A 15,641-nucleotide genomic window follows, 5' to 3' on the forward strand; every position below is an offset into this window, starting at 1 on the left:
GGGCCGAGGCCGCGGCGTCGGGTGTGGTGGCGCCGTTGATGCGTGGGCTGGTGCGGGTGCCGGGGCGGCGTACGGCGGAGGGCGCGGCCGCATCGGGTGCGCTGGCGCAGCGGCTGGCCGGGCTCGGCGAGGCCGAACAGCTCGACGTCCTGCTCGACCTGGTCCGTCACCAGGTCGCGGCCGTGCTCGGCCACGACTCGACGGACACCGTGGAGCCGCATCAGTCCTTCCGCGATCTGGGCTTCGATTCGCTGACGGCGGTGGAGCTGCGGAACGCGTTGGGTGCGGCGAGTGAGCTGCGGCTTCCTGCGACGTTGGTCTTCGACTACCCGACGCCGGTGGTGCTCGCGGAGTTCCTGCGTACGGAGCTGGGCGGGACGGCGGCTGCGGTGGACGGTCCGGTGGTGGTGTCGGCTGCGGATGATGAGCCGATCGCCATCGTGGGGCTTGGTTGCCGTTACCCGGGTGGGGTGGAGACGCCGGAGGATCTGTGGCGGCTGGTCATGGAGGGCCGGGACGCGATCTCCGAGTTCCCGACCGACCGTGGCTGGGACCTGGACGGGCTGTACCACCCGGACCCGGACCACCCCGGCACCTCGTACTCCCGCGAGGGCGGCTTCGTCGACCGGGCGGGTCACTTCGACCCGACGTTCTTCGGGATTTCGCCGCGTGAGGCGCTCGCCATGGATCCGCAGCAGCGGTTGCTGTTGGAGACGTCGTGGGAGGCGTTCGAGCGGGCGGGCATCGACCCGGGCGTGCTGCGCGGCAGCCGTACCGGTGTCTTCGCGGGCGTCATGTACCACGACTACGCGTCCTCGCTTCCGGCGCTTCCGGAAGGCGTCGAGGGATTCGTCGGCACCGGCAATGCGGCGAGTGTGATTTCGGGCCGGTTGGCGTACACGTTCGGGCTTGAGGGTCCGACGATCACGGTGGATACCGCGTGTTCGTCGTCGCTGGTCGCGCTCCACCTGGCCGTCCAGGCGCTGCGCAACGGCGAATGCTCGCTGGCGCTCGCGGGCGGTGTGACGGTGATGGCGACTCCGGCGCCGTTTGTGGAGTTCTCCCGTCAGCGGGGGCTTGCGGCGGATGGCCGGTGCAAGGCGTTCTCTGCGGATGCTGACGGCACGGGCTGGTCCGAGGGTGCGGGCATGCTGCTGGTGGAGCGGCTGTCGGATGCGCGTCGTCATGGCCACCCGGTGCTCGCGGTGGTGCGTGGCAGCGCGATCAACCAGGACGGTGCGTCCAATGGTCTGACGGCGCCGAACGGCCCGTCGCAGCAGCGCGTCATCCGGCAGGCCCTGGCGAATGCCGGGCTGTCCGCCGCCGAGGTGGACGCGGTCGAGGCGCATGGCACGGGTACGTCGCTGGGTGACCCGATCGAGGCGCAGGCGCTGCTGGCCACGTACGGCCAGAACCGCCCCGAGGACCGGCCGCTGTTGCTCGGCTCGATCAAGTCGAACATGGGCCACACGCAGGCCGCCGCCGGTGTCGCGGGCATCATCAAGATCGTGATGGGCATGCGGCACGGGATGCTGCCGCGGACGCTGCACGTGGATGAGCCGTCGCCACACATCGACTGGTCCGCGGGCGCGGTGTCGCTGCTCGCCGAGGCGCAGGAGTGGCCCGAGTCGGGCCGTCCCCGGCGTGCGGCGGTGTCGTCGTTCGGCTTCAGCGGGACGAACGCCCACACGATCATTGAGCAGGCGCCGGTTGAGGATGAGGCGCCGCGTGAGGCGGCGGGAACGCCTGGCGTGACGCCGTGGGCGCTGTCGGCGAAGACCGCCGACGCGCTACGTGCCCAGGCGGTGCGGCTCCGTTCGCACCTGGACGCGCACCCGGACCTCACCCCGGGCGACGTCGGGTACTCGCTCGCGACCACGCGCGCCGCGCTGGACCACCGTGCGGTGGTGATCGGCGAGGACCGTGCCGCACTCGACGCCCTGGCACGGGGCGAGTCGGCCGCGGGGCTGGTCGCGGGCTCGGTGGCGGACGGCAAGGTGGCGTTCCTGTTCACGGGTCAGGGCAGCCAGCGGCTCGGCATGGGCCGTGAGCTGTACGACGCGTACCCGGTGTTCGCGGAGGCGCTGGATGCGGTGTGCGACGCGCTGGACAGGCACCTCGAACGGCCGCTGAAGACGGTCCTGTTCGGCGACGACGCTGCGGTGCTCGACCAGACGGCGTTCACCCAGCCTGGGCTGTTCGCCATCGAGGTGGCGCTGTTCCGGCTGGTCGAAGCCTGGGGTGTGCGTGCGGACTTCCTGTCCGGGCACTCGATCGGTGAGTTGGCTGCCGCGCATGTGGCGGGTGTGTTCTCGCTCGCGGACGCCTGCCGGTTGGTGGCCGCTCGTGGGCGGTTGATGCAGGAGCTGCCCGTCGGTGGCGCGATGGTCGCGGTGCAGGCGTCGGAGGATGAGGTGGCGCCGCTGCTCACCGAGCGCGTCAGCATCGCCGCCCTCAACGGTCCGATGTCGGTCGTGATCGCGGGTGATGAGGAAGCCGCTCGGGAGATCGCCGCGACCTTCGAGGCGCAGGGTCGTAAGACCAAGCGCCTCACCGTCAGCCATGCCTTCCACTCGCCCCGCATGGACGGGATGCTGGACGCGTTCCGCGAGGTCGCGCAGGGGCTGACCTACGAGGCTCCGCGCATCCCGATCGTCTCCAACCTCACCGGGAACCTCGTCTCCGCTGAGGAGATCACCAGCCCCGACTTCTGGGTGCGCCACGTCCGCGAAGCGGTCCGCTTCCTCGACGGCATCCGCACTCTCGAAGCCCAGGGCGTCACTACGTATGTCGAGCTGGGCCCCGACGGTGTGCTCACCGCCATGGCCCAGGACTGCGTGACCAGCGACAGTGACACCGCCTTCGCCTCCGCCCTCCGCAAGGACCGTCCCGAGGCCGAGGCGCTGACGACCGCCGTCGCCCGTGCGCACGTCTGTGGCGTGGCGGTCGACTGGGAGGCGTACTTCGCGGGGACCGGTGCGTCCCGCGTCGACCTGCCCACGTACGCCTTCCAGCGCGAGCGCTACTGGCTGGAGGCCCCGGCCGGGGCCGTGGGCGATGTGGCGTCGGCCGGGCTCGGCTCCGCCGATCACCCGTTGCTGGGTGCGGCGGTGGACCTGCCCGACTCCGAGGGCTTCCTGTTCACGGGTCGGCTGTCGCTCCGTACGCACCCCTGGCTGGCCGATCACGCCGTCATGGACACGGTGCTGCTGCCGGGGACGGCCCTGGTCGAACTGGCCGTCCGGGCCGGTGACCAGGTCGGTTGCGACCAGGTCGAGGAGCTGACCCTGGAAGCGCCGCTGGTCCTCCCCGAGCGCGGCGCGGTGCAGCTCCGCGTCTCCGTGGACGAGCCCGACGGCCCCGAGGGGCGGCGCGCGCTGCACATCTACTCGCGCCCGGAGGACGCGGCCGACGAGCCGTGGACCCGGCACGCGGCCGGTGTGCTCGGCACCACCGGCCCGGCCGCCACCGCGCCGAGCCCCATGGCGCAGTGGCCCCCGGCGGAGGTCGACGGCACGGCCGTCGAGCCGATCGACGTCGACGGCCTGTACGACGGTTTCGCGGCGCTCGGCCTCGCGTACGGCCCGGTGTTCCAGGGGCTGAAGTCCGCCTGGCGGCGCGGCGACGAGGTGTTCGCCGAGGTGGCGCTGGGCGAGGAGCAGCAGGGCGAGGCCCGTGCGTACGCCTGCCATCCGGCGCTGCTGGACGCCGCGCTGCACGCGGTGGGCCTCGGCGGGTTCTGGGCGGCGGAGGAGGCCGGGCAGGCGAGGCTGCCGTTCTCGTGGGACGGCGTACGGCTGCACGCCGTCGGCGCGACGGCCCTGCGGGTGCGGGTTTCCCCGGCCGGGCAGGGCGCCGGGCAGGGCGCGGTGGCGCTGGAGATCACCGATGAGGCCGGTGCCCCGGTGGTGTCGGTCGGCTCGCTCGCGCTCCGGCCGCTCGACCCGGGGCAGTTCACCGCAAGCAACGCCCGTCACCACGAGTCGCTGTTCCGCGTCGACTGGGCCGCGCTGCCCACGTCCGACGAAGGGGACGACACCGCCCTGTGGGCCGTCCTGGAGAACACCGGCGGCGGCGACCTGAAGATCACCGGGGCGCTGGCCGACGCCGGGATCGAGGCCGAGACCTACGCGGGCCTGTCCGCGCTCGGCGAGGCGGTCGAGGCCGAGGGGATCGCGCCGGACGTGGTCCTCGTACCGTGCCTGCCCGACCTCACCACCTCCGGGGACACCGCGGCCGCGGCGCACACCGTGACCCTGCGGGCGCTGGCCCTGGCACGGGAGTGGCTCGTCGACGAGCGGTTCGCCGACTCGCGGCTGGTCCTGCTCACCCGGGGCGCGGTGGCCGTGACGACGGACGGTGAGGCCACAGCCGAGGGCGTGGACGACCTCACCCATGCCGCCCTCTGGGGCCTGGTGCGGTCGGCGCAGGCCGAGCACCCGGGCCGGTTCGTGCTGGCCGACGTGGACGGCGGCGCCGTCGCTGCCGCTTCCCTCTCCGCGCTGCTGGCGGCGCTGCGGACGGATGAGCCGCAGTTCGCCGTGCGCGGCGGGGCCGCGTACGCACCCCGGCTGGCGCGCGTGGCGGCCCTGGACGAGGCGGCCGTGCCCGGCCTCGACCCGGCGGGCACGGTGCTGGTCACCGGCGCGTCCGGCACCTTGGGCGGGCTGCTGGCCCGCCACCTGGTGACCGAGCGCGGGGCCAGGCGGCTGCTGCTGACGAGCCGCCGTGGCGCCGAGGCGGCGGGTGCGGCCGAACTCGCCGACGAGCTGAGCGCTTTGGGTGCCCAGGTCACCTGGGCGGCGTGCGACGCGGCCGACCGGGACGCGCTCGCCGCCGTCCTGGCCGACATCCCCGCCGCACACCCGCTCACCGCCGTGATCCACGCGGCGGGTGTGCTCGACGACGGGACGATCGAGTCCCTCACCCCCGAGCGCGTCGAGCGGGTGCTGCGGCCGAAGGTCGACGCGGCGTGGAACCTCCACGAGCTGACCCGCGGCAACGACCACCTCGCCGAGTTCGTGCTGTTCTCCTCGGCGGCCGGTGTCTTCGGCAACCCGGGGCAGGGCAACTACGCGGCGGCCAACACCTTCCTGGACGCCCTCGCCCAGCACCGGCGCAGCCAGGGCCTGCCCGCCGTCTCCCTCGCCTGGGGCCTGTGGGACGACGAGGACGGCATGGCGTCCACCCTCGCCACCGCCGACCGGCAGCGCATGAACCGCGGCAGCATGAACGCGCTCGGCAACGCCGAGGGCCTGGCGCTGTTCGACGTGTCCGGGCTCGCCGGACACGGGGTGCTGATCCCCGCCGCCCTGGACATCGCCGCACTGCGCGCCCAGTCCACGGCCGGGGTGGCGCCCCTGCTGCGTGGGCTGATCCGTACCCCGGTGCGGCGCGCCGCCGCGGCCGGTGGCCGTGGGGCGGACGACGCGACGAGCCTCGCCGACCGGCTCGCGGGCATGTCCGCGGCCGAACGGGACCGCTTCCTGCTCAACCTGGTGTGCGCCCAGGTGGCGACCGTGCTCGGGTACGGCAGCGCGGCGGCCATCGAACCGGCCGCGGCCTTCAAGGACCTGGGCTTCGACTCGCTCACCGCCGTCGAACTCCGCAACCGGCTCGGCGCGGCCACCGGCCTCCGGCTGCCGGCCACGCTGATCTTCGACTACCCGACGCCCGACGCCCTCGCCGACCATCTGCGCGCGGAACTCCCGCACGGGGACGGCGGCGGCCCGTCGGTGTTCGGCGAACTCGACCGGCTGGAAGCCGCCCTGGCGGGGGCCGCGGACGACAGCGTCACCCGCTCCAGGATCACCATGCGCCTCCAGGCCCTGCTGGCGAAGTGGAACGACGCGCAGGACGCGGCGGACGGCGACACCGACGACAACGACCTCGAATCCGCAACCGACGATGAGCTTTTCGACCTGCTCGACGACGAACTCGGCTCCTCCTGAAAGGGAGCGTCTGGAACTCATGAGCACCACCTCCCCCTTCGCAAGGAGCCGACGCAATGGTGAATAACGAGGACAAGCTTCGCGACTACCTCAAGCGGGCCACCGCCGACCTGCGTCAGGCCCGCCGTCAGCTGCGCGAGGTCGAAGAGCGGCACCAGGAGCCCATCGCGATCGTCGCGATGAGCTGCCGCTACCCGGGCGGCGTCCGCACCCCCGAGGAGCTGTGGCGGCTCGTCGCGGGCGGCGAGGACGCCATCTCCGGCTTCCCCACCGACCGCGGCTGGGACATCGAGTCGCTGTACGACGCCGACCCCGACCAGGCCGGGGCCAGCTATGTGAGCGAGGGCGGATTCCTCTACGACGCGGGCGGCTTCGACCCCACGCTCTTCGGCATCTCGCCGCGTGAGGCCATGGCGATGGACCCGCAGCAGCGGCTGCTGCTGGAGTCGTCGTGGGAGGCGTTCGAGCGCGCGGGCCTCGACCCGACCGGGCTGCGCGGCAGCCGCACCGGTGTCTTCGCGGGCGTCATGTACCACGACTACACCTCGCGGCTCGACTCCGTGCCCGAGGGCGTCGAAGGCTTCCTCGGCACCGGAAGCTCGGGCAGCATCGCGTCCGGCCGCGTGTCGTACACCTTCGGTCTGGAGGGTCCGGCCGTCACCGTCGACACGGCGTGCTCGTCGTCGCTGGTCACCCTGCACATGGCGGTGCAGGCGCTGCGCAACGGCGAATGCTCGCTGGCGCTCGCGGGCGGCGTGACCGTGATGGCCACGCCGTCGACGTTCACCGAGTTCAGCCGTCAGCGCGGGCTCGCCGCCGATGGCCGCTGCAAGCCGTTCGCCGCCGCCGCCGACGGGACCGGCTGGGGCGAGGGCGTCGGCATGCTGCTCGTGGAGCGGCTGTCCGACGCGCGGCGCAACGGCCACCCGGTGCTCGCCATCGTGCGCGGCTCGGCCGTCAACCAGGACGGCGCGTCGAATGGGTTGACGGCGCCCAACGGCCCGTCCCAGCAGCGCGTCATCCACCAAGCGCTCACCAACGGCCGCCTCGGCGCGGCCGACGTCGACGTGGTCGAGGCGCACGGCACGGGGACGACGCTGGGCGACCCGATCGAGGCGCAGGCGCTGCTCGCCACGTACGGCCAGGACCGGCCCGAGGGACAGCCGCTGCTGCTGGGCTCCATCAAGTCCAACATCGGCCACACCCAGGCCGCGGCCGGTGTCGCCGGAATCATCAAGATGGTCATGGCCATCCGCCACGGCGTCCTGCCCAAGACGCTGCACGTCGACGAGCCCACCCCGCACGTCGACTGGTCGGCGGGCGCCGTGTCGCTGCTCACCGAGACCACACCGTGGCCGCAGACCGACCGGCCGCGCCGCGCCGCGGTGTCCTCGTTCGGCTTCAGCGGCACCAACGCGCACACCATCCTGGAGCAGGCCCCCGCCGAGGAGGACGCGGAGACGCCCGCCGAGGAACCCCCGTCGCGGCGGCTGGACGTGGTGCCGTGGGCGGTGTCCGGCAAGAGCGCCGCGGCACTGCGCGCGCAGGCGGAGCGGCTGCTGACCCAGCTGGAGGCCGACCCCGCGCTGCGCCCGGTCGACGTGGGCCTGTCGCTCGCCACGACCCGGGCACAGCTGGACCACCGTGCCGTGGTGCGGGGCCGTGACCGCGACGAACTGCTCGCCGGGCTCGGCGCGCTGGCCGGTGGCGGCATGGCCTCGAACGTGGCGCAGGGGTCCGCCGTCGGCGGCCGCACGGCGTTCGTGTTCCCGGGGCAGGGCTCGCAGTGGGCGGGCATGGCGGTGGGGCTGATGGACGCCTCGCCGGTGTTCGCCGCCCGCATCGAGGAGTGCGCGGCGGCCCTGGCGGAGTTCACCGACTGGTCGCTGGTGGAGGTGCTGCGGGGCGCCGAGGGTGCGCCGTCGCTGGAGCGCGTCGATGTGGTCCAGCCGGTGCTGTTCTCGGTGATGGTGTCCCTGGCCGAGCTGTGGCGCTCGTTCGGCGTCGCACCGGCTGCCGTCGTGGGCCACTCGCAGGGTGAGATCGCGGCCGCGTGCGTGGCCGGGATTCTGACCTTGCAGGACGCGGCCCGTGTGGTGGCGTTGCGCAGTCAGGCGATCGGCCGGGTGCTGGCGGGCAAGGGCGGCATGGTGTCCGTGGCCCTGCCCGTGTCCCAGGTACGGGAGCGGATCGCGGCGTGGGGCGAGGAGCGCATCTCGGTGGCGGCCGTCAACGGCCCGTCGGCCGTGGTCGTTTCCGGTGAGCCGACCGCGCTGGACGAACTGCTGGCGTCGTGCGAGGCGGACGAGGTGCGGGCCCGTCGGGTGCCGGTGGATTACGCCTCGCACTCCGCGCAGGTGGAGTTGCTGCGCGACGAGCTGCTGAAGCTGCTGGCCCCCGTACAGCCGCAGCCCGCCCAGGTGCCGTTCCTCTCGACGGTGACGGGGGAGTGGGTCGAGGGTCCGGAGCTGGACGCGGAGTACTGGTTCACCAACCTCCGTCGCACCGTCGAGCTGGAGAGCGCCGTACGCCGTCTCCTCGACGAGGGCTTCGGGGCGTTCATCGAGTCCAGCGCCCACCCGGTGCTGGCGATGGGGGTGCAGGACACCGCCGAGGACGCGGGCATGGACGCGGCCGCGATCGGTTCGCTGCGCCGCGACGAGGGCGGTCTGGAGCGCTTCTGGGCGTCCCTCGGCGAGGCGTGGACCCGTGGCGTCCAGGTCGACTGGGAGGCGGTGTTCGACGGTACGGGCGCCTCGCGCGTCGCGCTGCCCACGTACGCCTTCCAGCACCAGCACTACTGGCTCGAGGCGGGCACATCGCCTGCCGCTGCCACCGCCACCGCCGCCGACCCCGTCGAGGCCCGCTTCTGGGACGCCGTCGACCGCGAGGACTGGCAGGCGCTGGCCGCCGAACTGGCCGTCGACGGCGACGAGCAGGTCAGCGCGCTGCTGCCCGCCCTCGCGTCGTGGCGCAAGCAGGCGCGCGAGCAGTCCACCGTGGACGGCTGGCGCTACCGCGTGACGTGGAAGCCCCTCACCGACGGGCAGTCCGCGCGGCTGTCCGGGACGTGGCTGCTGGTGGTGCCGGAGTCCGCCGCCGAGGGCGACTGGGCGACCGGTGCGGCCCGTACGCTCGCCGAACGCGGCGCGGACGTACGGCAGATCGTGGTCGACCCCGCCACCGACGGCCGTGAGCAGCTGACCGAGCGGCTGCGCACCGCGCTCACCGACACCGACGGCATCCCGTTCGCCGGTGTGCTGTCGCTGCTGGCGCTGGAGGGCCGTCCGCACCCGCTGCACGGCTCCGTCCCGGCCGGGGTGGCGGCGCAGTTCGCGCTGGTGCAGGCGCTGGGCGACGCGGAGACCGGCGCACCGCTGTGGTCCGCCACGCGGGGCGCGGTGTCCGTCGGCCGCGCCGATGTGCTGGACGCGCCCGAGCAGGCGCTGATCTGGGGCCTGGGCCGGGTGGCGGCGCTGGAGCACGGCGAGCGCTGGGGCGGTCTGGTCGACCTGCCCGAGGTGGCCGACGAGCGGGCGCTGTCCCGGCTGGTCACCGCGCTCGCGGGAGCCGGGGAAGGCGACGAGGATCAGCTCGCGATCCGCGCCACCGGGCTCCTCGTACGCCGCCTGGTGCGCGCCCCGCTGAGCGGTACCCCCGCCGTACGGTCCTGGAGCCCGTCCGGCACCACGCTGGTCACCGGCGGTACGGGGGCGCTGGGCGCCCATGTGGCGCGCTGGCTGGCCCGTAACGGGGCCGAGCACCTGGTGCTCACCAGCCGCCGCGGCATGGAGGCGCCCGGCGCCACCGAGCTGCGCGACGAGCTGACGGCGCTCGGCGCCCAGGTCACCGTCGCCGCGTGCGACGTGGCCGACCGCGACGCGCTGGCCAAGGTGCTGGCCGCTGTCCCCGCCGACCGTCCGCTGACCGCCGTCGTGCACACGGCCGCCGTGCTGGACGACGGCGTGATCGAGGGGCTGACCCCGGAGCAGATCGACCGGGTGCTGAAGGTGAAGGTCGACGCCACCCGGCATCTGCACGAGCTGACCCGGGACCTGGACCTGTCCGCGTTCGTGCTGTTCTCGTCCTTCGCGGCCACCTTCGGCGCGCCCGGCCAGGGCAACTACGCGCCGGGCAACGCGTTCCTCGACGCGTTCGCCGAGTGGCGGCGCGCCCAGGGCCTGCCCGCCACCTCGCTGGCCTGGGGGCCGTGGGGCGAGGGCGGCATGGCCGAGGGCGGCGTGGGCGACCGGATGCGCCGCCACGGCGTCATCGAGATGGCGCCCGGCGCGGCCGTGGCCGCGCTCCAGCACGCCCTGGACCGCGACGAGTCGGTGCTGACGGTCGTCGACATGGAGTGGAAGCGCTTCGTCCTCGCCTTCACCTCCGGCCGCTCCCGCCCGCTGCTGCACGACCTGCCCGAGGCGCGGGACGTCATCGCGGACATGAGCGGCGACGCCGAGGCGGAGGGCGCCGAGGGCGCCGCGCTGGTGCGGCAGCTCGCCGGGGCGTCGGAGGCCGAGCAGGAGCGGCTGGTGCTGGATCTGGTACGGACCGCCGTGGCGGCCGTACTGGGTTACACGGGCGCCGACGACGTCGAGCCGGGCCGGGCGTTCAAGGATCTGGGCTTCGACTCGCTGACCGCCGTCGAACTCCGCAACCGCCTCGGCGCGGCCAGCGGGCTCAAGCTGCCGCCGACGCTCATCTTCGACTACCCGACCCCCACGGTGCTCGCGCGCCAGCTGCGCACCGAGCTGTCCGGCGGGCAGCAGACGGCCGTGGCCACGCAGCCCGTCGCGGCGGCGTCCGCCGATGACGAGCCCATCGCCATCGTCGCCATGAGCTGCCGCTTCCCGGGTGGCGTCCGCACCCCCGAGGAGCTGTGGCAGCTGCTCGACTCCGGTGGCGACGCGCTGTCGGAGTTCCCCGGCGACCGCGGCTGGGACATCGACTCCCTCTACAACCCGGACCCGGACGCGCAGGGCACCAGCTACACCCGCGAGGGCGGATTCCTCACCGGGGCCGCCGAGTTCGACCCGGCGTTCTTCGGGATCTCGCCGCGTGAGGCCATGGCGATGGACCCGCAGCAGCGGCTGCTGCTGGAAACCTCCTGGGAGGCGTTCGAGCGCGCGGGCATCGACCCGGCCACGCTGCACGGCAGCCAGTCCGGCGTCTTCGTCGGCACCAACGGCTCCGACTACTCGATCCTCATGCGCAACACCACCGAGGGCTACGAGGGCCACCTCGCCACCGGCAGCGCCGCGAGCGTCGTCTCCGGCCGGCTCTCGTACACCTTCGGCCTGGAGGGCCCGGCGGTCACCGTCGACACCGCGTGCTCGGCGTCGCTGGTGGCGCTGCACCTCGCCGTGCAGGCGCTGCGCAACGGCGAATGCTCGCTGGCGCTCGCGGGCGGTGTGACCGTCATGGCGACGCCCGGCACGTTCATCGAGTTCAGCCGCCAGCGCGGACTGTCCTCCGACGGCCGCAGCAAGGTGTTCTCGTCGGACGCCGACGGCTTCAGCCCGGCCGAGGGCGTGGGCATGCTGCTGGTGGAGCGGCTGTCGGACGCCCGGAAGAACGGTCACCCGGTGCTGGCGGTCGTCCGCGGCTCCGCCATCAACCAGGACGGCGCGAGCAACGGTCTGACGGCGCCCAACGGCCCGTCCCAGCAGCGCGTCATCCGCCAGGCCCTCGCCAACGCCCGCCTGGCCACCGGCGAGGTCGACGTCGTCGAGGCGCACGGCACGGGGACGACGCTGGGCGACCCGATCGAGGCGCAGGCGCTGCTCGCCACCTACGGCCAGGACCGGCCCGAGGGGCAGCCGCTGCTGCTGGGCTCCATCAAGTCCAACATCGGCCACGCCCAGGCGGCGGCCGGTGTCGCGGGCGTGATGAAGACGGTGCTCGCCATGCGCCACGGCGTCGTGCCCGAGTCGCTGCACATCGCCGAACCGACCCCGCACGTGGACTGGTCGGCGGGCGACATCGAGCTGCTGACCGAGGCCCGGCCGTGGCCGGAGACCGGCCACCCGCGCCGCGCCGCCGTGTCGTCGTTCGGCTTCAGCGGCACCAACGCCCACGCCATCCTGGAACAGGCCCCCACCGAGGAGCCGGAGGACCGGCAGGACACCCCGGAGACCGGCGGGGTGCTGCCGTGGGTGCTGTCGGGCAAGAGCGAGGCCGCGCTGCGCGCCCAGGCCGCCAAGCTGCTGGCCCACCTCGACACCGCCCCGGCGCTGCGCCCGGCCGACGTCGGCCACTCGCTGGCCACTACCCGCGCCGCCTTCGACCGGCGCGCGGTGCTCGTGGGCTCGGACCGGGATGACTTCGCTCGCGGTTTGGACGCCCTCGCTAGGGGGCAGGTCCTGCCCAACCTGGTGCAGGGGGCCTCAATCGGGGGCAAGGCCGCATTCGTGTTCCCCGGACAGGGGTCACAATGGGTAGGCATGGCTGTGGGGCTGTTGGATGCTTCACCGGTGTTCTCTGCCCGTATTGATGAGTGTGCCGCCGCGCTCGCTGAATTCACCGACTGGTCGTTGGTGGATGTGCTGCGCGGAGCGGAGGGCGCGCCGTCACTGGAGCGGGTGGACGTCGTTCAGCCGGTGCTGTTCTCGGTGATGGTGTCCCTGGCGGAGCTGTGGCGTTCGCTGGGTGTGCGGCCTTCCGCCGTGGTGGGCCACTCGCAGGGTGAGATCGCGGCCGCGTGCGTGGCCGGGATTCTGTCGCTGAAGGACGCGGCGCGCGTGGTGGCGCTGCGCAGTCAGGCGATCGGCCGGGTGCTGGCGGGCAAGGGCGGCATGGTGTCCGTGGCGCTGCCGGTGTCCGAGGTACGGGAGCGGATCGCGGCGTGGGGCGAGGAGCGCATCTCGGTGGCGGCCGTCAACGGCCCGTCGGCCGTGGTGGTCTCCGGTGAGCCGACCGCGCTGGACGAACTGCTGGCGTCCTGTGAGGCGGACGAGGTCCGGGCGCGCCGCGTCCCGGTGGATTACGCCTCGCACTCCGCGCAGGTGGAGTTGCTGCGCGATGAGCTGCTGGAACTGCTCGCGCCCGTACAGCCGCAGACCACTCAGGTGCCATTCCTCTCCACCGTGACGGGGGAGTGGGTCGACGGTACCGAGCTGGACGCCGAGTACTGGTTCACCAACCTGCGCCGCACCGTCGAGCTGGAGAGCGCCATCCGCCGCCTGCTCGACGAGGGCATGAGCGTGTTCATCGAGTCCAGCGCCCATCCGGTGCTCGCGATGGGCGTGCAGGAAACGGCGGAGGACGCGGGCCGTGAGGCGGCCGCGATCGGTTCGCTGCGCCGTGACGAGGGCGGTCTGGACCGCTTCTGGGCGTCCCTCGGCGAGGCATGGACCCGCGGCGTCGACGTCGACTGGGATGCGGTGTTCGACGGCACCGGTGCCTCGCGCGTCGAGCTGCCCACGTACGCCTTCCAGCACCAGCACCTCTGGCCGCAGGCCGCCGACGCCGTCGTGGACGCCCCGGCGTCGCAGTCCGACGCCGTCGACGCCCGCTTCTGGGAGGCCGTCGAGCGCGAGGACCTGGAGTCGCTGGCCGACACGCTCGCGTGTGACGACGACACCGAGCGGTCCTCGCTCGGCGCCGTCCTGCCCGCCCTCGCGTCGTGGCGCAAGCAGGCCCGCGAGCAGTCCACCGTGGACGGCTGGCGCTACCGTGTGACGTGGACCTCCCGCACCGAGGCGCACGCGCCGCGGCTGTCCGGGACGTGGCTGCTGGCCGTGCCCGAGTCCGCCGTCACCGACGACTGGACGCTCGGCGTGGTCCGTACGCTCGCCGAACGCGGCGCGGACGTACGGCAGATCACCCCGGCCGCGGTGGAGGCCGACCGCGCGTCGCTGACCCGCTTGGTGCGCGAGGAGCTGACCGACACCGGAACCGTCTCCGGTGTGCTGTCGCTGCTCGCCTTCGACGAGCGCACCGCGCCCGGCACGGACGGCGTCGGCGCCGGGCTGACCGGCACCGTCGCGCTGATCCAGGCGCTGGGCGACGCCGGGGTGGAGGCGCCGCTGTGGTGCGCCACCCACGGCGCGGTGTCCGTGAGCGCCACGGACCGGCCGGAATCGCCGGAGCAGGCTCTCGTCTGGGGGCTCGGCCGGACCGCCGCGCTGGAGTACCCGGAGCGCTGGGGCGGCCTGGTCGACCTCCCGGGCGCCGCCGACGAGCGGGCGCTGTCCCGGCTCGCCGGGGTGCTCGCCGGGGCCGACGGCGAAGACCAGCTCGCGGTGCGCGCGGCGGGCGTGTTCGCCCGCAGGCTCGCCCGCTCCCCGCTGGCCGGGGTGCCCGCCGTACGGTCCTGGAGCCCGTCCGGCACCACGCTGGTCACCGGCGGTACGGGGGCGCTGGGCGCCCATGTGGCGCGCTGGTTGGCCCGCAGCGGCGCCGAGCACCTGGTGCTCACCAGCCGCCGCGGCCTGGAGGCGCCCGGCGCCACCGAGCTGCGCGACGAACTGACCGCGCTCGGCACCCAGGTCACCGTCGCCGCGTGCGACGTGGCCGACCGTAAGGCCGTCGAGGCGCTGCTCGCCACGATCCCGGCCGACCAGCCGCTCACCGCCGTCATGCACGCCGCGGGCGTCCTCGACGACGGTGTGCTCGACGCGCTCACCCCGCAGCGGTTCGCGACCGTCCTCGGCCCGAAGGCCGACGCGGCGCGCCATCTGCACGAGCTGACCCGGGACCTGGACCTGTCCGCGTTCGTGCTGTTCTCCGGCATCGCGGGCACCCTCGGCGACGCCGGGCAGGGCAACTACGCGGCGGCCAACGCCTACCTCGACGCCCTCGCCGAGCAGCGCCGCGCCGACGGCCTGCCCGCCACCTCCGTGGCCTGGGGCCGCTGGGGCGAGACGGGTCTTGCCGCGGGCGGTGCCATCGGCGAGCGGCTGGACCGCGGCGGTGTCCCGGCGATGGACCCGCACGCGGCGATCATGGCGCTCCAGCAGGCGCTGGACCACGCCGACACGGTGCTGGCCGTCGCCGACATCCAGTGGGAACGCTTCGCCCAGGGCTACACGGCGGTCCGCCCCAGCCCGCTCATCGGCGATCTGCCGGAGGTGCGGCGGCTGCGGGAGACCGGCGTCCCGGGCGGCGACCCGTCCGCGGGCGCGGACGGCTCCCCGGCGGACGCGCTGCGGCAGCGGCTGGCCGGGATCTCCCGGGCCGAACAGTCCCTGGTGGTCCTGGAGGTCGTCCGCACCAACGCGGCCGCGGCGCTCGGCCACCCGACGACCGACGAGGTCGGCGCGGGGCGGGCGTTCAAGGAGCTGGGCTTCGACTCGCTGATCGCGCTGGAGCTGCGCAACCGGCTGGGCGTCGCCACCGGGCAGAAGCTGCCCGCCACGCTGGTCTTCGACTATCCGACCCCGTCGGCGCTGGCCGAGTTCCTGTGCGGCGAACTCGTCGGCGACGGCGGTACGGCGGCCGCGCCCGGACTCGCGGAGCTGGACGCACTGGAGTCCGCGCTGTCCGTCCTCGACCCGGAGAGCGAGGCGCGGGACGACATCGCGGCCCGGCTGCGGGACCTCGCGGCGAAGTGGGCGGAGCCCCGTACGGCCGGTGCCGAGACGGCCGACGGCGGTGCCGACACCGTGACGGAGAAGCTGCAACAGGCGACGCAGGATGAGGTCTTCGACTTCATCGAGAAAGAACTCGGAATCTAAGGATCTGAAG

Annotated in this window: 2 protein-coding genes; both read left to right on the forward strand. The window is 73.8% G+C overall.

What is annotated here, in order from left to right; all coding sequences use genetic code 11:
• Positions 1–5,951, forward strand: a 5,951-nt coding sequence (locus tag EEJ42_RS01355; protein WP_123098207.1) for a type I polyketide synthase, incomplete at its 5' end; no start/stop codon positions are given.
• Between the two features lie 56 nt (positions 5,952–6,007).
• Entirely contained in the window at positions 6,008–15,631 is a 9,624-nt protein-coding gene (locus tag EEJ42_RS01360) for a type I polyketide synthase (RefSeq protein WP_123098208.1), read from the forward strand.
• Positions 15,632–15,641: the final 10 nt, after the last annotated feature.

The organism is Streptomyces botrytidirepellens, from assembly GCF_003721215.1.
GTDB classification, from domain to species: domain Bacteria; phylum Actinomycetota; class Actinomycetes; order Streptomycetales; family Streptomycetaceae; genus Streptomyces; species Streptomyces himastatinicus.